This window comes from Aquitalea denitrificans, from assembly GCF_009856625.1.
Lineage (GTDB): Bacteria > Pseudomonadota > Gammaproteobacteria > Burkholderiales > Chromobacteriaceae > Aquitalea > Aquitalea denitrificans.
This window is the reverse complement of the sequence record NZ_CP047241.1, coordinates 981964-1000958: the sequence shown is the minus strand read 5'-3', so window position 1 is coordinate 1000958 and position 18995 is coordinate 981964. Positions and strand designations below refer to the sequence as shown.

The following is an 18995-nucleotide window of genomic DNA, read 5'->3' as shown; positions in this document are numbered from 1 at the left end:
CACGCCCGGGGCAAGTCCCCGGCAAGGAGAAACAGTATGGCTATACCCGCGTATTTGTGGATCAAGGATGACGGCGGTGCCGATATCAAAGGCTCGGTCACCGTGCAGGGACGTGAAGGATCCGTAGAAATCCTGGAATTCGACCATAGCGTCTACATCCCCACCGACGGCAACACCGGCAAACTCACCGGTACCCGCGTGCACACCCCGCTTACCTTCGTCAAAGAATTCGACGCCTCCTCACCCTATCTGTACAAGGCGGTTACCAGCGGACAAAACCTCAAGGGCATGGAGATCAAGTGGTACCGCATCGACGATGCCGGCGAAGAAAAAGAGTATTTCAACATGAAGCTGGAAAACGTCAAGGTCGTCGCCGTCAAACCCAAAATGCACAACATCAAGGACATCGACAAGGAGCGCTACAACCACCTGGAACAGGTGGACGTGCGCTACGAAAAGATTACCTGGGCCTACAAGGACGGCAACATCATCCACTCCGATAGCTGGGTAGAAAACCGCTAACCACCAACCGCCGGCAGCTGCCCATCCGGCAGGCTGCCGGTGCGGCTATCACCCACTTAAAGGACCCACCATGCCCAACCCCTATCAGCTCGCCTTCCCCGATCGCCTGGGGCTGGACCTGTCCGTGTTCGCCTTTACCCTCGACGAAGCCCTCGACACCCCCTTCCTGCTCGAGGTCTCCGTCACTTCCCCACAAGCAGACCTCCCCCTCGCCTGCCTCATCCACCAGCCCGTCGCCTTTACCATCACTCCGCCCCAGGCCAATCCGCTGCCCCTCATCCCCGGCCTGACGCCCCCACCCACCCCTGACCACACCCGACGCTGGCAGGGCCTGGTGCGCGCCGCCAGCCGCCTGCACACCAATCAGCAGGAAACCCGCTACCGCTTTCGCATCGGCCCGCCCCTGGCCGCCCTCGCCGATGGCCGCCACACCCGGCTGTTTCAGCAACAGAGCATTCCCGCCGTCATCGCAGCCGTGCTGCAACAGCATGGCCTGGCCGGCAGCGCCCTGCAGTTGGACCTGACTGCCGACTATCCGCTGTTCGAGCACATTACCCAGTATCGCGAGAGCGATCTGGATTTCATCCAGCGTCTGGCCGCCGATGCCGGGCTGTTCTATCAGGCGATCCCCGCTGACGATGGCCGCGCGCTGCTGGCCTTTGGCGACAATCTGGAGCATTACCAGCGCGGCTTGCTGCCCATGATCCCCCTCAGCCCCGATGCCGGCCTGGAGGGCGTCGGCCGCGAAGTGGTGCGCCGTTTCGACTTGCACCACCAGCCCATGCTGCACAGCGTGCAGCGCCGTGACTTCAACTACCGCAGTGCCAGCACCCCGCTGGCCAGCCGGGTGGACAGCCCCGACGATACCCCGGCGGCCCATGGGCTGGATGATGACTGGGGCGAAGGGCAGCGCAATGCCGACGAGGGCCTGCGTCTGGCGCTGCTGCGTCACCAGCTGTCGCTCAGCCGTCAGTGTCGCGGCGAGGGGGCCGGTAATGTACTACGCTGCCGCCCCGGTGCCGTGCTCACCCTCAGCCAGGCCTTTGCCGAGGCCCCCCACGGCTGGCTGCTCACCGCCGTGCGCCATCAGGGCGCGCGCGATCAGGCCTATCACAACCAGTTCAGCGTGATCCCTGCCGACCGCATCTGGCGACCGGCCCTGCGCGACAAGCCACGCATCCACGGCACCCTGCCCGCCATGGTGGTAAGCCCGGCCAACAATAGCTACCGCTATCCCTTTCTGGATGCCGATGGCCGCTACCGGGTGCGCTTTCTGTTTGATCTGGATGCATGGCCCCCCGGCAGCGATTCGCGCCCGGTACGCCTGGCCAAACCCTTTGCCGGCGGCGGCTTTGGCCTGCACCTGCCCCTGCACGCCGGCACCCGCGTCAACATCGCCTTTACCGATGGCGATATCGACCGCCCCTATATCGCGTCGGCCATGCACGACAGCAGCAAGCCGGATCACATCGACAGCGGCTGGCACACCCGCAACGTCATCCTCACCCGCGCCCACAACAAGCTGCGCATGGAGGACTTGCAGGGCAAGGAGCACATCAAGCTGGCCACCGAGTACGGCAAAACCCAGCTCAATATCGGCCACCTGGTGGACGCCCAGCGCCAGCCGCGCGGGGCAGGGTTTGAGTTGCGCAGCGACCAGTGGGGGGCCATCCGTGCGGGTAAAGGCCTGCTGCTGTCCGCCCATGCCCAGCAGCACGCTCACGGCAAGCAAACCGACCTGACCGAAACCTACCAGACACTGGATGAAGCCAACCAGAATGTCCGCGCCATGAGTAGCGCAGCAAAAATGGCCAATGCGGAAGAGCTGGACTGGCAAGCACAACACCAGTTGTTACAGCAGCAAATAAAACAGTTACAGGAAGCCGTGCTGGTAGCCACGTCTCCCGCAGGAATAGCGCTGTCCACTCCTGGCACCATGCACCTGAATACGGGAAAAACCCTGGCCGTCAGCAGTAATGGAAATACCGCGATTACGGTCATGAAAAAACTGACGGTCAATGTCAGTGAAATCATCAGCCTGTTTGCCCTGAAAGCAGGCATCAAATTATTCGCCAATAAAGGTCCCATTCAAATCCAGGCGCAGTCCGATGCATTACAACTGGCATCCATGGGAGAGCTCAATATCAGCAGCTCCAATGGCAAAGTCGTCATCAATGCCAAAGAAATCATGCTGGCGGCTGGCGGCAGCTGGATCAGCATTGGCAGTGAAGGGCTAAAACTGGGTAGCGGTGCAGGGCCAATCACCCACTTTGGCGACTTCAGTATTACCAGTCCACAGGCCAAATCCATTCCACTTCCATCCTTTACCAAGGTGAATTGCAAGTCTTGCCTGGAGCGCGCTTTCAAAGAAGGACAAGTACTCACTGGAGGACATAGCTAATGTTGCATGTACAAAAAACCAAATCGCATACAACAGCAGAATGGCTAGATGAATTGCTCACCCAACTACGGCAAGAAAAGCAAAACCAGCTATTTGCCATGATTGATCTGGCAGATGATAAGAATTTAATTCTGCAAACCATTCGATACCACTCTACAGAACCAGCCCATCGTCTGTTACTGGACAATACGGCTCACCAATCGGTAGCCGTATCCGGGCCGGTATTAATTGCCATCAACACGGAGCAACAACCACAAGTAAAACTATTACTGGAATTAATGCAGATTATAGAAAATGAACCTCGTCTGATTTTCATCATCGCACAAGCACATATCAATCTGGATCAACTTGCTCAACGGTTAACACAAGCCACGCAAGTGGAACTGGAGGATGGCCTGCTACCCATGATATTTCGTTTTTACGATCCACGTTGTTTGCATATAGCACTCAGCAATTTATCCCCTGCCGAATTCAAATTTGTTTTCGAACCCATTCACTCCATTCACTGGCAAGACCGGGATGGCGTTTCCAGTCGGATAAACCGCCCAACTGATTTCCCCTCTTTGCCGGACTGGCCACATCAAGTACTACACCTGAGCGATGGTAGCGTACAAGCGCTGAGTGCCTGGCATCAGGCGGAAAAATGGCAACAAACCCATGAAGCCACTGCTGATAAATTTGGCCTGCCTAACAAAGAAGCCATGATGCAACTTCTTTATCAAATGCAATTACTTGCCGATGAGGAAAGTCTGCTTTCTGAACCAGAGCGCAATGCCTTTATTGATGAAAAACTGCAAAACACAGGAAAAACAAACAACCACCTCAAGGGTAATTAACCCCAGCCATTACCAAATAAACCTCCGCTAAACCACAAAGGAAGCACACCATGTCAACCACACTCCGTCACAGCGCAATCGCCATTGTAATGCTAAGCAGCATTCTCTGCACTTCGGCAACAAGTCATGCCGACACATTAAAATCGGAAAAAATATATTTTTCAAAAGAAAGCATTGATCAACTAAAAGACTGGATAAACAGTAACAAACCAATCAGCAAGGAAATAAAAATAGGCAATTTCAATATTCCACTCCCACCGGGAGAATGGAAGCCACTGCCTGGCGGACTGGATACTGGATCTTTTATCGTCAGTAAAAATCAGATTGGCATTGAACTATACACCTCATCAAACAATTTAGAACAAATGCCAGACTACATGCTAAGCATTACGATGAGTCAAAGCATACCTTTTACCTACCTGCCAAAGATATGCGAAAAAAATTACACAGGAAAATCAGAGGAAGAAATTACAAACAACAACAAAGCAATACCCAGTCTCGACTGCAATACGTTCGAGACGAAATATGCCTTTGACACCCCCATACTTGCCTCTATCCAACTTTACTCGAAAGAAAATAACAACATCTCCATTACTTACATCCGAGCAATCAATAAAAACAACTCATCAACCGAAAATTTCAAAGACAAGGAGAAAAGAGAAACAGAAGAATTTAAGAAGCTATCAAACAACTACTTGAAAATTTTAAATAAAAACCTTGCACCACTTTTCAAGTAAGCATGGCTCACTGTTTTCAACGGCGAAAGAATGGCGTTGTACCCGGCAAAACGGTGCAACGCAGCCACATTTTTTAGCTGGGCTTCCATCTTAAAAATAAGCAGCCAAACAACTGGAGCACTTACAAGTGCAGAAACAGCCATGTCCGAAAGCGCAATAAACCTGGAACACGCCCAACTGGCCGCCCCCTGGGATGAGCAGCTGGATGCCTTTCCCAGTGACGCCCAGCAACTGCGCAACACGCGCTATTTGCAGCAACAGCTCTGGCGGCACGGCATCCGCTGGCTTAAACGCACGCTGCTCTGCCTGCTGCTGCCGTGGCTGGCAGCGTGCTCCAGCCTGGCCGGGCCGGGGGGCGGGCTGATTGGCGTGCCTACCCATCTGTATGACTTCAACCCGCATATCTACACCGTCATCAGTGCCGAGTTTGAGTTTCTGGGTGTGGCCGGGGTGTCCGGCGGCGAGGAGTGCTGCGCCACGCTGCCCCGCACCTGGCGTCCCGGCCTGATGGCCACCGTGCGCTGGGTGGAGGACCCCAATCCTTGCTTGGATTGTGGTCCGAAAGACCGTAACGCTTTTCGCGAGTACATGAAAAAAAAGCAAATGACTTACCAGCACTACAGCGCGCAGCTGGAGATTCCGCCGTACCAGGATACCTATGGCATCAATCTGGCCTTCCTGCCCTGCCATCAGGTCAGGCTGGTGATTGATAGCAAACAAGTATTCCCGATGCTGGCGAAGTGGGAAGCCGAAGCCAAACAACTGGAGGGTCAAGCATGTCCGAAACCGTAATCAACCTGGAACATGCCCAACTGGCCGCCCCCTGGGATGAGCAGCTGGATGCCTTTCCCAGTGATGCCCAGGCACTACGCGACACGCGCCGCTGGCGGCAACAGCTCTGGCGGCACGGCATCCGCTGGCTTAAACGCGCGCTGCTCTGCCTGCTGCTGCCGTGGCTGGCAGCGTGCTCCAGCCTGGCCGGGCCGGGGGGCGGGCTGATTGGCGTGCCTACCCATTTGTATGACTTCAACCCGCATATCTACACCGTCAAATCCGTGACGTTTGAGTTTCTGGGCAAGTCTGCGGTTTTTGCCGGTGAGGTGTGCTGCGCCACGCTGCCCCGCACCTGGCGTCCCGGCCTGATGGCCACCGTGCGCTGGGTGGAGGACCCCAATCCTTGCCTGGGGTGCGGTCCTAAAAATGAGAATGCTTTTCGTGAATACATGAAAAGGAAAGAAGCCACCTACCAGCACTACAGCGCGCAGGTGGAGATTCCGCCGTACCAGGATACCTATGGCATCAATCTGGCCTTCCTGCCCTGCCATCAGGTCAGGCTGGTGATTGATAGCAAACAAGTATTCCCGATGCTGGCGAAGTGGGAAGCCGAAGCCAAACAACTGGAGGGTCAGTCATGTCCGAAAGCGCAATAAACCTGGAACACGCCCAACTGGCCGCCCCCTGGGATGAGCAGCTGGATGCCTTCCCCGGTGCTGCCCAGCAACTGCGCGATATGCGCCATTGGCGGCGACAGCTCTGGCGGCACGGCATCCGCTGGTTTAAGCGCGCGCTGCTCTGCCTGCTGCTGCCGTGGCTGGCAGCGTGCTCCAGCCTGGCCGGGCCGGGGGGCGGGCTGATTGGCGTGCCTACCCATCTGTATGACTTCAACCCGCATATCTACACCGTCATCAGTGCCGAGTTTGAGTTTCTGGGTGTGGCCGGGGTGTCCGGCGGCGAGGAGTGCTGCGCCACGCTGCCCCGCACCTGGCGTCCCGGCCTGATGGCCACCGTGCGCTGGGTGGAGGACCCCAATCCTTGCTTGGATTGTGGTCCGAAAGACCGTAACGCTTTTCGCGAGTACATGAAAAAAAAGCAAATGACTTACCAGCACTACAGCGCGCAGGTGGAGATTCCACGATATGGCAGTACCTGCGGCCTGAATCTGGTGTTCCTGCCCTGCCATCAGGTACGGCTGGTACTGGATTGCCAACAGAAATATCCACTGATCAAACAGTGGAGAGCTGAAGCCAAACAACTGGAGGGTCAGTCATGTCCGAAAGCGCAATAAACCTGGAACACGCCCAACTGGCCGCCCCCTGGGATGAGCAGCTGGATGCCTTTCCCAGTGATGCCCAGGAATTACGCAATACGCGCTATTTGCAGCAACAGGAAATGCAGGAGGCCTGCCTGGCCGCCCGCGCCCAGCGCCGCCCGCCCCCTTGCGGGCTGGTGACCAATGTGTCGCTGTTCTTCGATGGCACCAATAACCACCGCGCCACCGACCGGCTCACCAACAGCCACTCCAATATTGCCCGGCTATACGATGCCTCCATCCAGGGGGAGCGCGCGGCGCGCGATGGCTACTTCTCCTACTATCTGCAAGGGGTGGGTACCCAGTTCAAGGAAATCCATGAAATGAGCTTCTCTGCTGCCGGGCTGAAATACGCCGCTGGCGGGCAGATGCGCATTCTGTGGGGGCTGACCCGGCTGATTGATGCGTTGCGCAAATCGAAAAGCCCGGACCCGGACCACCCGGAAGACTTGCCGGATGATGAGGCCTATCGCATTGCCTGCGACATGGTGAACGGCGAGTTGAATAACTGGGATACCCGGCGGCAGGGGCCGGTGCCGCCCAGCCAGCGCCGCCGCCAGGCCATGCGCAATGGCATGGCCTCCATCATCCAGCATCTGGAGGTGCAGCAAGCGCCCAAGCTGGCTGGTTTGCGGGTGCATGTGTATGGCTTCTCCCGTGGTGCGGCCGAGGCGCGCGCCTTCTTGCATTGGTTGCTGGAGCTGTGCGAGTACGGCGAGGATGGCAAGTACCGGCTGTTTGGCGTGCCGGTGAAGGTGCCGTTTGTCGGCCTGTTCGATACCGTGGCCTCGGTGGGGCTGGCCGCCATCCGCCCGCCGGCGCTGGGCCATATGGACTGGGCGGACCATACCATGCCGTTGCCGCAGGCCCCCGGCTTTATTGGCCAGCATGTGCACCTGGTGGCTGCGCACGAGCAGCGCATCTGCTTTCCGCTGGACTCCACCCGGCTGCCGTCCGGCCGCTACCCGGCAGGCAATCTGGGCGAATTTGTCTACCCCGGCGTGCATTCTGATGTGGGCGGTGGCTACGGCCTGCGCGAGCAGGGCCGCTGTGGCGGCGAGGTGGGCATGCAGCTGTCGCAGATTGCCCTGCGCCGCATGTATCTATTGGCATTCCGTGCCGCTGCGCCAATGACGGTGCCGAAAAGTTATTACGATACCAGCGAAGGCAAGCTGGCCAGTATCGAAAGCTGGCGCTGGATGGGTGAGGAAACTCAAAACTCTTTTGATGTGGCGGATAAACTCATCACCCGCTTCAACGCCTGGGCGCAACTGCGCGACTGCGCCGAGGACACGGTGGAAAAAATCGTGGTCAAGCAAACCGCGCTGATCACCGCCTGGCGCATCGAACGCTTTGCCGGTGGCCTGGGCGGCAGCGGTGGGGTGCAGCAGGAGCAAACCGCCGCCTTCCGGCGCATTCCGCCGGACGATGCCATGCATAACGACTGGGCCAACACCGCCTGGCAGCAAGCGCAGGCACATGAGCAGGCGCAAGACGAACTGGCCACGGTGATCAACCGCCCCGGCAGCACCATGCGCGATGTACAAAAAGCGCAGGACAAGGTGGCGGCCAACCCGGCCCCGCCCGGCGTGGTGGACCCACGCAGCGGCCAGGTGGTGCCGGGGCTGAGCGTGCCATCCCCCGCCAAGGACTTCGACCCCAGCATGGACCACTCACAGCTGCGCGAAGCGGCGCTGGAGTTTCGCGAAGACTATCTGCACTGGCGGCGGGTGGACCAGCGGTTCAATGAAAAGGGCAAGCGCCTGCCCAGCCCGCTGGCCGAACCAGGCCAGGCTAGTCTGATTGACAGCGACCCGGACTGGGACCGCCCCTGGCATTGGACCTTGACCCAGACCGGCCTGTGGCTGGCTACGCTACTCTCCCGCCCGATCAACCCGGACCACGAATACGAAGGGGTTTATTTGCTGCGCGAAGGCGAGCAACGCTGGCGTGACGCAGGCAATGGCCAGGGCCTGAGCGCCGCGGCCAACCGCGATCTGCTGGCCTTGTTTGACGAGCACATACACGACTCGCGCGCCTGGTTCATGGTGGCAGCCACCGGCAACCGCGAGACAGACGGCAGTTACTTCCGCTTGCGGACGATTTTGTACGATGACATCACCAACAAGCGCTATCTGAACGCCTTGCAAAAAGCGGCGGCAAGCTGCGAACCGCCTGCCGGGGCTCAGGCACAGCCGGCGGAATTGGCCCGGCAGCAAGGGGGAGGCTAATGCACTGCACCATGGACGCAGCACAGCGGCATGCCAGTACACCGGCTTATGCCGCAGTCCCGCTGGCGACACCACCCCGTATCTGGCCCTGCCTGTTGCTGAGTGTAGTGCTGGTAGCCGGTGATGCCCTGCTCACCTTGTGGTGGTTCAGCCAGGGCACACCGAGCACAGCACAACGGGAGCAGTTTTGGTGGTATGCCTTGCTGCCCGGATGCTTGCTGGCCGGGATAGCGGTATCGCTGCGACTGGCTTGGTATGCCTTGTGGCAACTGTATGCCGCTGTCCAGCAACATACCCAGGCTGAGCACCATACCTGGTGGCTGAGGTGCCGTCAGGAGAGTGCCAGCGTGCGGGAATCCATGTTATGGGGGCCTGCATGTGGTGATACGCACAGCCGGGACAGGCTGGCACGCGGCCTGCACGCGGCCCCGCCTCAGGCCAAGGAGGGGGTGCTCAGGATAGTTGATGTGCTGTCGGTTTCTCCCGCTTCATGGAATGACCGCCAGAACACCATATTGGCGACGCTGGCCAAAGCACTGGCAACATGGCTGCACGGCAACCCCATACAAGCCTGCGGCTTTGCCTGGTGCGGGAGTGCGGAGGCATGGTCTGGCTTGCGTGTGCAAATGCAGCAACACGGCCTGAATCTGCCGCCACATCCACAACTGGAAGGGGGAGTCGCGATGCTGGAATACATCATCGACCGGCTGCACGATGAAACCCGCCCCGTGGAAGCAATCATCTGCCTGGGCCTGCACTGTCCGGCTAGCGATGCCAGCCGCAGCGTACCGGCAGCGGAAGCGGCATTCGCCATCATGTTAAGCCGCCATGGCGGCGCATTCCGGCTGCATCGCCCGGTCCCTTTGTCTGACAGACAACATGTACAGCGCACGCAAGACAATGCGGCACTGGATGAGGCTCCGGCAGGCTATCTGTCTGCCAGCGGCCAGGCCAATGCCTTGCTGGAAGATGCCGGCTGGCCCTTGCTGGAACAAGCGCAGCAAGCCTACTGGGGAGAGCTTGGCCCGCTGCAAGCCTGGGTCACCCTGCTGTGTGCCATGGATCAGGCAAATCTCAATGAACGCGCCACTGGCTGGCTGGCCAAGGACAACGAGCAAGACTGGCTGGGTATTGTCACACCAGCGGTTCCGCTAGCGAAAGGAAAACCATGAAACGGTTAATTGCAGTGGATGGTGACAAAACCACGGCAGGCGGCACAGTACATGCATCCGGCCCCGGCCTGATTCATGGCAAAAAAATGGCCTATGAAAATGACCCGGTCAGTTGCCCCGCATGTGGCAGCACCGGCCGCATTGTTTGCGTGGGAGAACGACACAGCCTGTTGAGCCATGGCAAACGCATTGCACTGCAAGATGATGTGTGCGACTGCCGCTGCCAACCCAAGCCTCGTATCGTCGTGGTTGGACATGCCAATGCCCATGGTTGATCACCGTCATGCAGTAGCCAATCAGGCGTCTAAAGGATTATTTCAATGAATTCCTCCCTGCTGAAACCGACAGGAAAATTGCGTATCTGGGCTGTCGTGCTGGCACTGTCGCTGATGCTGTTATGCATGGCCTTGCTGTTGATTGCCAATCTGTACCTGGGTGGCTTTTATGCCAAGCAACCAGAGCGGGTGGTCTGGAGCATCGGCCTGAGCATTGCGCTACTGAGTCTGCCGGGTGTGGTGGTTTATCTGTGGATCAGGCAGGCAGAGCGTCATGCCATCCCTCCCGAGCACTCATGCGGCAGGACAGCAGCAGAGGTATTTGCTTCCGCCACCACCAAAGCCTGGCTGAGCCCTCGCCAATACATGCAGCAGCACTATCCCGGCAAATGGCGAGCAATCAAACCGTGGGTAGGCGTATTACGCGCAGAGCTAGCTGGCTCACCCGGCCCCTTGTCAGCGGATGTAGATCACCCGCCCCCCTGGCAGGACACGGACAGCGTGTTTTATGTAAACCCCGACCAGGGCATGGATGACCGGACTCTGCAACGATTGCGTGGCCGCTGGCGGCAGCCGCTGGATGCGCTGGTCATGCAATGCGGCCAGGCCCTGCCCAAGGTGGGCGATGAGGCCTTGCAGCGCTTGCTCGACTTCAATCGGCGCAGCGGTTGGCGCTTGCCGCTCAGTCTGGCCCTGAGTGGCTGGCCCGCCCCGGGGGCAGGCGTCGTGCTGGAACTGGACGATGCCGGCCAGCCAGCCACCACCACCCGGCAGCTGCAGCAGTTGGCCTGGCAACTGGCCGTAGAGGGTCAGGCCAATATATTGCAGTCCCCTGCCGACACCGCACGCTTGCGCTTGTCAGAAGCCCTGACCCGGCCGGGCGTGCTGAAACAGCTGGCGCAGCAGTTGGCCGAGATCAGCAATCACCTGCCTGCCGGGCAGAAGCTGGCCGGGCTGACCTGGGTAGCCGACCAAGCCGCCCGCCTGCCCGGCCAGCTAGCACAGCTGCTGCGCGACCAGGCCCCGCGCCGCCACCGCCTGTCGCTGAGCGATGGCCTGGGCTGGCTATGCACGGTACTGGGCCTGGGACTCTTGCTGGCTATGCTGGTGGTGTTCATGCAGCAACAGCACCACCTTGCCAGCGCCACGCAGCATCTGCAGGCGCTGCGGCAAGCCGCTACCGCCCAGCGCGCCATCCCGGCCTTGCTGGCGGTGCAGGAAGACATTCAGGCCCTGGAACAGGCGCAGCAGCAGGGCGGCTGGATGCGGCTAGGACTGGATCAGACTGCGGCCATGCAGCCACGCTTGCTGGCGGGCTATGGCCGGGCGGCACAACGCTGGATTGTGCAGCCAGTACAGCGCAATTTGCAGCAAGTGTTGCAGGCAGTGGATGGCCTGCCGCTATCCGGGGAAGATGCTGCGCGCGAACCCGCGCAGCAGCAAGCCTATGCCAGCCTGAAAGCCTATCTGATGCTGGACCAGCCCGCCCGTGCCGAGCCGGGTTTCCTTAGTGCGCAGTTGCTGCAGGCCGCAGGCCAGGGCAGCGGGCCACGTGCGCAGATCCTGCGCTTTTACAGCAACCACCTGGCGGCACAGCCGGGCTGGCGCCTGCCCGCCGATGCCAGGCTGGTGGAGTCAGCCCGGCAGACATTGCTGTCGCTGGACGGAGTGGAACATGGCGATGCGGCGCTCTATCGCAAGCTGATGGAAACCGCCGCCGCCAAGTATCCCGCACGCAGCGCTGCCAGCCTGCTGCCTGGGGTGGATAGCCGCGGCCTGTTTGTCTTGCCCGGCAGCGTACCCGGTGAATATACCCGCGAAGCCTGGGAGGGCTATGTGCGCGAGGCCATCGACAAGGCCGACCCCAAACAGGGCGGCGAAGCCTTGTGGGTGCTGGGTGCAGAAGCGGCACGCAGTGATGGCGCGGCCCTCAAGGCCCAGCTGCTGCAACGCTATTTTGCAGATTACGCCAATGCATGGCAGCGTTATCTGAATGGCTTGCGCTGGCAGAATGCTGCCTCGTTATCCGCCTCCGTGGAGCAGTTAAGTGTATTGAGCGACCCACAACGCTCGCCCTTGCAGGCAGTGATGACGTTGCTGCAATACCAGGGCCAGGCCGGGGCGGCGCAACAGTCGCTGGCCAGCAATCTTCTGGATAAAACCCGGCAACTGGTGGGCAAAGCCGACAAGAAACGCCCTGCCCCCAGCGGCCTGGGGCAGGATGATCCATTGGCCAGCGCCTTTGGTCCGCTATTACTGCTGACCGGTGCGGAAAACGAAGGGACGGCAGGTGCGGTGCACAGCACGGTGAGTCTGGCCCGCTATCTCGACAGTGTCAGTGCGGTACGGCTGAAACTGCAGCAACTGGCCAATGCCGCCAATCCGGATGCCGCTGCCCGCCAGCTGGCGCAAACCCTGTTCAAAGGGCAGCAGAATCCGCTGAGCGATGGCCAGCAATACGCGGCCCTGCTGGCTACCAGTCTGGGGGCGCAATGGGCCGGTTTTGCCCAGCAATTGTTTGTCAGCCCGCTGGACAATGCCGGCAGCGTGGTGATATTGCCTGCCGCCGCCGAGCTAAACGATCTGTGGCGGCGCAGCATCCTGCTGCCCTGGGGCGGTGAGATGAATGGCCGCTTCCCCTTCAGCCACGGCGAACAGGAAGCCTCCCTGCCCGGGCTGGGACGCTACCTGGCTCCGGAACAAGGCAGCATTGCCAGCTTTCTGGCCAATAGCCTGGCTGGCGCACTGGTGCAAGAAGGCGACCAGTGCGCCAGCCAATCCCACCCTCAGCAATATGGCCCCTTTTGATGCGGACTTCCTCAATGCCATCAATACCCTCAGCCGCCTGGCCAGCCGCTGGGACACCCCGGGTACCCCCAGCTATGCCTTTGAACTAAAGCCGATTGCCATGCCCGGACTGGTGCGCACCACGCTGGAATTCGATGGCCAGAGCCTGCCTTATTTCAATCAGCGGGAAAGCTGGAGCCCGCTGCACTGGCCAGGGGATGGCCAACAGGCCGGAGCGCGGCTGTTATGGGAGTCGCAACAGAGTGGTACCCGCCAGGCGCTCGATTTTAACGGCCGCTGGGGATTTATCCGCTTGCTGGAGCACGCGCGGGTGGAACAACTGGATCCGGCACGCTACCAGCTGGACTTTGCCCTGCCTGACGGACTGACTGCGCGCTATATTCTGCGCACCACAACGGGAGAAGGCCCGCTGGCCCTGCTGAAGCTACGTCAGCTCAAACTACCGGGCCGGGTATTTGTCGTGCCCGGGTCACCGGCAGCAGCGCAGAAGTCCACGGCGACGCACTGATCAGCGTCCGCCGGACACATCCAGAATGCTGCCGGTGCAAAAGCTGGCGGCATCGGACAGCAGCCAGACGATGGCGGCAGCCACTTCTTCCGGCTGGCCGCCACGCTGCATGGGAACGCTAGAGGAGAGACGCGCCACGCGGCCAGCTTCGCCACTGAGCGCGTGGATGCCGGTTTCGATCAGGCCGGGGCGCACCGCATTGACGCGGATGCCCTCCCCGGCCACTTCCCGCGCCAGGCCCAGGGTGAGGGTATCGATGGCACCCTTGCTGGCGGCATAATCGATATATTCACCGGCAGAACCCAGCCGCGACGCCGCCGAAGACACATTAACGATGATGCCGCCACGCCCGCCGTGAAGAGTGGACATACGGCGCACGGCCTCGCGGCAGCACAGCATGGGGCCCGCCACATTCAGCAGCAACATGCGCAGGATGCGTTCGGCGCTGAAGCTGTCCAGCCGCGCCAGCGGCGCGGTGGCACCGGCATTGTTAACCAGGCCGTCGATGCAGCCAAAGCGGGTGGCCACGGTGGCAAACAGCTGGATGATCTGCGCCTCGTCCGATACATCAGCCTGAAAGGCCTCGGCCTCGCCGCCTTGGGCGCGGATGGCTGCCACCACTTGCTGCGCAGCTGCCTCATCCTGCCGGTAATTCACTGCCACCTGCCAGCCGGCGCTGGCCGCCTGCACTGCGGTGGCTGCACCGATGCCGCGTGATGCGCCGGTAATCAGCAGGGTGCGTGCCATTTCAGGTTTGCCCTTCACGCAGAAAACGTTGATACCAGCCCACGCGGGCGGCACGGGCGGTTTCGAAGGTGGCCGCAAGGCCAGCGTCGTCAGCAGCCTCCACCTGGGCGGTCAGGGCGGCCAACGCCAGGCGGTAGCGTTCCAATTCGTCCAGCAGGGCCGTACGGTTGGCCAGAGTGATGTCCTTCCACATTTCCGGATGGCTGCCGGCAATGCGGGTGAAATCGCGAAAACCGGTGGCAGCAAAATCAAAACAGCGGCTGGCGTCGTCCTTGCCGGCCACCATGCCGACATAGGCAAAGGCCAGCAGATGCGGCAGATGGCTGACGGTGGCAAACACGCTGTCGTGTTCGGCGGGACTCATACGGTGGATGACAGCACCGCAGGCCTGCCATAGCTCGGCCACCGTGTCACAGGCGGTGATGCTGGTTTGCGGCAAGGGGGTGAGCACCACCTTGCGCTTTTCATACAGGCCGTACTGGGCAGCGGCAGCACCGGACAAATCAGAACCGGCAATGGGATGGGCCGGTACACAGTTGGCCAGTTGCACCGGCAGGTATTGGGCAAACAGCTGGGCTACATCACCCTTGGTACTGCCGGCATCGGTGACGATGGCATGCGGCTGCAAGCAGGGGGCCATGGCCTGCATCATGCGGCCCATCTGTCCCACCGGGCAGGCCAGCAACACCATATCCGCCCGGTCGGCCACGGCGGCCAGATCCTGGCTGATTTCATCCACCACACCCAGTTCCAGCGCCCGGTTGAGGTTTTCCAGTGTGCGACCGACGCCGATAACGTGCTGCACTTTGCCTGCACGCTTGAGCGACAAGGCAAACGAGCCACCGATCAGACCGACGCCAACCACCACCAAGGTGGTAATCCCCTGCTGCACACCTCTCCCCTTTTCTACGCTGCCATCCTATTTTCCGGCACTATTTTTCCGGTCGCCCACCGTTATGGACGAAAGGCCTATGATAAGCGATTTTGCGCTACTGCAAAGCCTGCGCCCGATAGAAGAGAGCCAGACCATGTCCAGCCAGCTGTATGTGTATTACCAGATTTCCCCGGCGCAAGGCCGCGTGCTGCTGCCACGCCTGCGCCAGATGCAGGCCAAGCTGACGGAGTATGGTGTGCAAGCCAGCCTGATGCGCAGGCAGGATGAGGCAGCCAACACCAATCTGCAGACCTGGATGGAAGTGTATCGGGAGGTGAAAGACAGCGTGGCATTTACCCGCCAACTGCAGCAGGCGCTGCATGACTACGGGCTGGAACAGGCGTTAACAGCGCGGCATGCGGAGTGGTTTGTGCCGCTGGATGATTGAAGCCACAGGCATCAGCGCTGCGTGCGGGAGCTGCGATCAGGCAGACAGCTTGAGCAATTCTGCTGGCCGGGCCAGATGGAAACCCTGCACGAAATCACAGCCGGCAGCGCGGGCAATATCCAGCTGCATGGTGCTTTCTATCCCTTCGCCCACCACCAGCGCCCCGTGCAGATGCAGGATGTCCACTAGCCGGGCCAGTTTGTCGCGCACGCTGGGGCGCATCAGCGCGTGGCGCATCAACACCTTGTCCAGCTTGACGTAGTCCGGTTCCAGCAGCCATACCCTTTCCAGATTGGACGCGCCCTGACCAAAGTCGTCCAGCGCAATACGGAAACCCAGACTGCGGTAGCGCTGTACCGCTTCCAGCAGGCGCATCGGGTCGCTGACTGCATCTTCCACCACTTCCAGGCAGATACGGTTGGCCGAAATATTCAGTTGTTGCAGCACTTCGGCAAAAAACTGGCCGTGGGCCTCGCTGACATTGACCAGATGCTGGGCATTGACATTGAGCGATAACACCAGATCCGGCGCAGGATGCTGCAGCAGGAAATTGAGCAGGTGCAGACAGCGTAGCTGACGGTCAAGAAACACCGAGCGCCGTGGTGAGGTTTCGGCGGCAAACAGCACGGTGGGGATCAACTGCCCACCAAAGCTGTCGGTCACCCGTGCCAGCGCCTCCACCGACCACAGGCGGGTGGTACCGTTCTCCAGCGCATAGATGGGCTGGAATACCGAGCGGAAACGCCACTCTTCATGGCGGCCACGCACCCGTCCGGCTTGCAGGCTGAGCGGAAATTGTTCGAACTGGTGCGCATTCAGCAGCTGGTTGATGAAAGCCAGGTCGTGTTCGATGGGTGCCAGTGCGGCGGGCTGTTGACAGGCAAGCTGTTCCAGCAGGCTGGCTGCCACCATGCTGATTCTCCTTGGCGCAGCGTGGATGCACGCTGGTTTGGTGCAGGGAAACGGCTCCCCGCCTTGTGGCAGCCACTATAACCAGCCCTGTTTAGCGCCAGAAATAATTTAATCAGCAGACCTTATGCAAAATATATCTAAGTGAAAACATCGATACCGCAGGCCAGCACCAGCCACAGGCGGCGTAGATACTGACTCAGCGGCAGGAAAGATCAGGCCTCAGCCGCCAGCAAGGCCTGCAGCTGGGCGCAGCAGGGATGTGCTTGCGGCAAGGGCTGGCCATCGATGCTGGCCACCGGCCACAGGCCGATCAGACTATTGGACAGGAATACCGCATCGGCAGCTTGCAGCTGCGCGGGGGCAATCTCGGCTTCTTCCATCTGGTAGCCAAGCTGCGCGGCATGGACAAACAACCAGTCGCGCAGCATGCCCTGCACACCGCTCTGATCCAGTTTCGGGGTGATGATTTGCTGCCCGGTCACCAGATAGACATTACTCATGGTGGCCTCCACCAGCAGGCCGCGCGTGTCCAGCATCAAGCCTTCATGGATGGCTGGGTCTGTCCATTCAGAGCGGGCCAACACGTTTTCCAGCCGGTTGAGGTGCTTGATGCCGGCCAGCAAGGGCTGGCTGGCCAGGCGAGTTTCACACCAGCGTACGTTCACCCCGTCACGGGCGCGTTCGGCCGGATAGCCGGCCCAGGGGGTGACCGATACCATACGGGTGGGCTGGCTATCTGCCGGCATGGCATAGCCGCGCGCGCCCACGCCACGGGTGAGCACGATCTTGGCCACGCCCTGCTCCAGTCCCGTGGCAAGCTGGCAGATTTCAGCCAGCAACAAGGCGTCGTTCGGCACCGGCAGTTTCAACCGGGCGGCATCGGCAGCCAGGCGCCGGTATTGCCAGGCCCACAAGCGGGGCTGGCCTTGCCTGATCTCGATGGTGCGGTAGATGCCGTCACCATAGGCCAGGCCACGATCCAGTGCGGAAATCTGCTCGCCCGGCTGGCCGTTGATCAGCATGGCCATCAGGCTTGCTCCACCCCCAGGGCACGCAGCAGGCCACGCGCCTTGTGGCGGGTTTCCTGCAGTTCACGTTCCGGATCGGAGTCGGCCACGATGCCGCCACCGGCACGGAAGCGCAGCTGCTGCCCTTCCTGCATGAAGGTGCGGATGAGGATATTCAGGTCCATGCTGCCATCGCGGTTGAGATAGCCCAGGCTGCCGGTATAGGCACGCCGGGCGCTGTTTTCCAGCTCGCGGATGATCTGCATGGTGCGAACCTTGGGGCAGCCGGTGATGGTGCCGCCGGGAAACAGCGCGCGGATGGTGTCCAGCGGCGAGACATCCGCACGCAAGCGGCCACGGATATTAGATTCGATGTGGTGGACGTAGGCATAACTTTCCACCGCCATCAGTTCGTTCACTTCCACCGTGCCGGGCTGGCTGATGCGCCCCAGGTCGTTGCGTTCCAGGTCGATCAGCATCACGTGCTCGGCCCGTTCCTTCACGCTGGAAATCAGCCGCTGCTTGAGGGCGGCATCTTCGGCCGGGTCGGGCGAGCGAGGATGGGTGCCGGCAATCGGGCGGGTATCGGCCCAGCCATCGCGCACCCGCACCAGCCGCTCGGGCGAGGAGCTGACAATCTGCGCCTGACCGAAATCCGCCAGCGCGGAAAACGGGGCCGGATTGGCACGGCGCAGGGCGGCAAACAGGTCGGGCGCGGCTACTTCCGGCCTCAGTTCAGCCCGCCAGCCGCGTGAAATGTTCACCTGGAACACATCACCTTCGTAGATGTACTGCTTTAGCCGCAGCACGGCATCGGTATACCAGCTGGGCGGGTCTTCTTCCAACGCCTGCAGACTGACAGCGTGAGGTACAAATGCAGGAATGCTGCGCGCCAGCTGGTTCAGGCGCTGCCCTTGCTCGGCGGTTTCGGCCACGATCCAGGCCGTCTGCTCGCGCCGGTTGATCAGCAAGGCGGCGGGTACGCGTGCCATGGCTGCCAGCGGGAAGCTGTCCGGCAGTGCTTCTGCCACCGAACTTTCAAACTGCGACAACAAGTCGTAGCCCAGATAGAGGAAATGCCCACCGACAAAAGGCAGACCATGCGGATTGTCCACCGCCTGCGGCTGAAAGCTGCGCAGGGCCTCGACAAAGGCCTCGCCTTCACCCGCGTGATACAGGGTGGTGCTTTCGGCGGCAAACAGCATGTCCCAGCCCTGATCGCCAGAGGACAGCAGCAGGTAAGGGAGGTCAGCGCGATGCGCGGCATGCAGGGCCAGCAGCTCGGGCAGGAAGTCGAGTTGTTCGGTAAACATGCCTGTTCCACACAGCGGCATTGTGCGCGCCGCAAAAAAAGAAAACCGCCGCGAGTGTATCGCAGCGGTTCGGGCTGTCAATGCGTTTTCGCGCTGCGGTGCAACAGCACCGCAA

At 60.5% G+C, this 18995-nt stretch carries 18 protein-coding genes; 13 read left to right on the top strand and 5 right to left on the bottom strand.

Translation table 11 applies throughout. The annotated features are described in order from the left end of the window. Positions 1–36: 36 nt before the first annotated feature. From GSR16_RS04615 to GSR16_RS04560, 12 genes are all read left to right on the top strand, one after another. The gene (locus tag GSR16_RS04615) at positions 37–522 is read left to right on the top strand and encodes an Hcp family type VI secretion system effector (RefSeq protein WP_159875364.1); all 486 of its coding nucleotides are present in this window, start codon (positions 37–39) and stop codon (positions 520–522) included. 70 nt (positions 523–592) lie between these two features. Further along, positions 593–2923: a type VI secretion system Vgr family protein gene (locus GSR16_RS04610; protein WP_159875363.1), complete on the top strand. Its 2331-nt coding sequence runs from the start codon at positions 593–595 to the stop codon at positions 2921–2923. Beyond that, positions 2923–3759, top strand: coding sequence for a toxin Tle1 chaperone Tla1 (locus tag GSR16_RS04605; protein WP_159875362.1), 837 nt, complete (start codon positions 2923–2925; stop codon positions 3757–3759). The genes GSR16_RS04610 and GSR16_RS04605 overlap by 1 nt, the downstream gene beginning before the upstream one ends. Before the next feature lie 50 nt (positions 3760–3809). Beyond that, positions 3810–4496, top strand: a complete 687-nt coding sequence (locus GSR16_RS04600) for a hypothetical protein (protein ID WP_159875361.1) — start codon at positions 3810–3812, stop codon at positions 4494–4496. Between the two features lie 141 nt (positions 4497–4637). Next, positions 4638–5288 carry a DUF3304 domain-containing protein gene (locus tag GSR16_RS04595; protein ID WP_159875360.1) on the top strand — a complete coding sequence of 217 codons (651 nt, stop codon included), beginning with the start codon at positions 4638–4640 and terminating at the stop codon, positions 5286–5288. After that, positions 5273–5926 carry a DUF3304 domain-containing protein gene (locus tag GSR16_RS04590; protein ID WP_159875359.1) on the top strand — a complete coding sequence of 218 codons (654 nt, stop codon included), beginning with the start codon at positions 5273–5275 and terminating at the stop codon, positions 5924–5926. The genes GSR16_RS04595 and GSR16_RS04590 overlap by 16 nt, the downstream gene beginning before the upstream one ends. Continuing rightward, positions 5908–6561, top strand: a complete 654-nt coding sequence (locus GSR16_RS04585) for a DUF3304 domain-containing protein (RefSeq protein WP_159875358.1) — start codon at positions 5908–5910, stop codon at positions 6559–6561. Before GSR16_RS04590 ends, GSR16_RS04585 begins: the two co-directional genes overlap by 19 nt. Beyond that, positions 6543–8816 carry a T6SS phospholipase effector Tle1-like catalytic domain-containing protein gene (locus GSR16_RS04580; protein ID WP_159875357.1) on the top strand — a complete coding sequence of 758 codons (2274 nt, stop codon included), beginning with the start codon at positions 6543–6545 and terminating at the stop codon, positions 8814–8816. Before GSR16_RS04585 ends, GSR16_RS04580 begins: the two co-directional genes overlap by 19 nt. 11 nt (positions 8817–8827) lie before the next feature. Continuing rightward, on the top strand, positions 8828–9988 hold the full coding sequence (locus GSR16_RS04575) for a hypothetical protein (RefSeq protein WP_159875356.1): 1161 nt from the start codon (positions 8828–8830) through the stop codon (positions 9986–9988). Then, positions 9985–10263 carry a PAAR domain-containing protein gene (locus GSR16_RS04570; protein ID WP_159875355.1) on the top strand — a complete coding sequence of 93 codons (279 nt, stop codon included), beginning with the start codon at positions 9985–9987 and terminating at the stop codon, positions 10261–10263. The genes GSR16_RS04575 and GSR16_RS04570 overlap by 4 nt, the downstream gene beginning before the upstream one ends. A 45-nt stretch (positions 10264–10308) precedes the next feature. After that, positions 10309–13071, top strand: coding sequence for an ImcF-related family protein (locus GSR16_RS04565; protein WP_159875354.1), 2763 nt, complete (start codon positions 10309–10311; stop codon positions 13069–13071). Beyond that, positions 13058–13579, top strand: coding sequence for a type VI secretion IcmF C-terminal domain-containing protein (locus tag GSR16_RS04560; protein WP_159875353.1), 522 nt, complete (start codon positions 13058–13060; stop codon positions 13577–13579). The genes GSR16_RS04565 and GSR16_RS04560 overlap by 14 nt, the downstream gene beginning before the upstream one ends. Here GSR16_RS04560 and GSR16_RS04555 read toward each other — a convergent pair whose 3' ends face one another. Together GSR16_RS04555 and GSR16_RS04550 are read right to left on the bottom strand one after the other, a co-directional pair. Continuing rightward, entirely contained in the window at positions 13580–14326 is a 747-nt protein-coding gene (locus GSR16_RS04555) for an SDR family oxidoreductase (RefSeq protein ID WP_159875352.1), read from the bottom strand. A gap of 1 nt (position 14327) precedes the next feature. Continuing rightward, the gene (locus GSR16_RS04550; RefSeq protein WP_159875351.1) at positions 14328–15218 is read right to left on the bottom strand and encodes a prephenate dehydrogenase; all 891 of its coding nucleotides are present in this window, start codon (positions 15216–15218) and stop codon (positions 14328–14330) included. Positions 15219–15297: 79 nt separating this feature from the next. Between GSR16_RS04550 and GSR16_RS04545 the strand changes: the two genes are divergently transcribed. Next, a complete protein-coding gene (locus tag GSR16_RS04545) occupies positions 15298–15648 on the top strand; it encodes a DUF4936 family protein (protein ID WP_159875350.1) in 351 nt (116 codons plus the stop codon). Between the two features lie 36 nt (positions 15649–15684). On the opposite strand, the gene GSR16_RS04540 is transcribed toward GSR16_RS04545, so the two are convergent. The 3 genes from GSR16_RS04540 to GSR16_RS04530 all read right to left on the bottom strand — a co-directional run bounded on the left by GSR16_RS04540 (position 15685) and on the right by GSR16_RS04530 (position 18880). Further along, positions 15685–16560, bottom strand: coding sequence for an EAL domain-containing protein (locus tag GSR16_RS04540; RefSeq protein ID WP_159875349.1), 876 nt, complete (start codon positions 16558–16560; stop codon positions 15685–15687). 212 nt (positions 16561–16772) lie between these two features. Further along, complete coding sequence (gene pabC, locus GSR16_RS04535; protein ID WP_159875348.1) at positions 16773–17588, bottom strand: aminodeoxychorismate lyase; 816 nt, start codon at positions 17586–17588, stop codon at positions 16773–16775. Beyond that, on the bottom strand, positions 17588–18880 hold the full coding sequence (locus GSR16_RS04530) for an aminodeoxychorismate synthase component I (protein ID WP_159875347.1): 1293 nt from the start codon (positions 18878–18880) through the stop codon (positions 17588–17590). Before GSR16_RS04530 ends, pabC begins: the two co-directional genes overlap by 1 nt. Positions 18881–18995 lie beyond the last annotated feature (115 nt).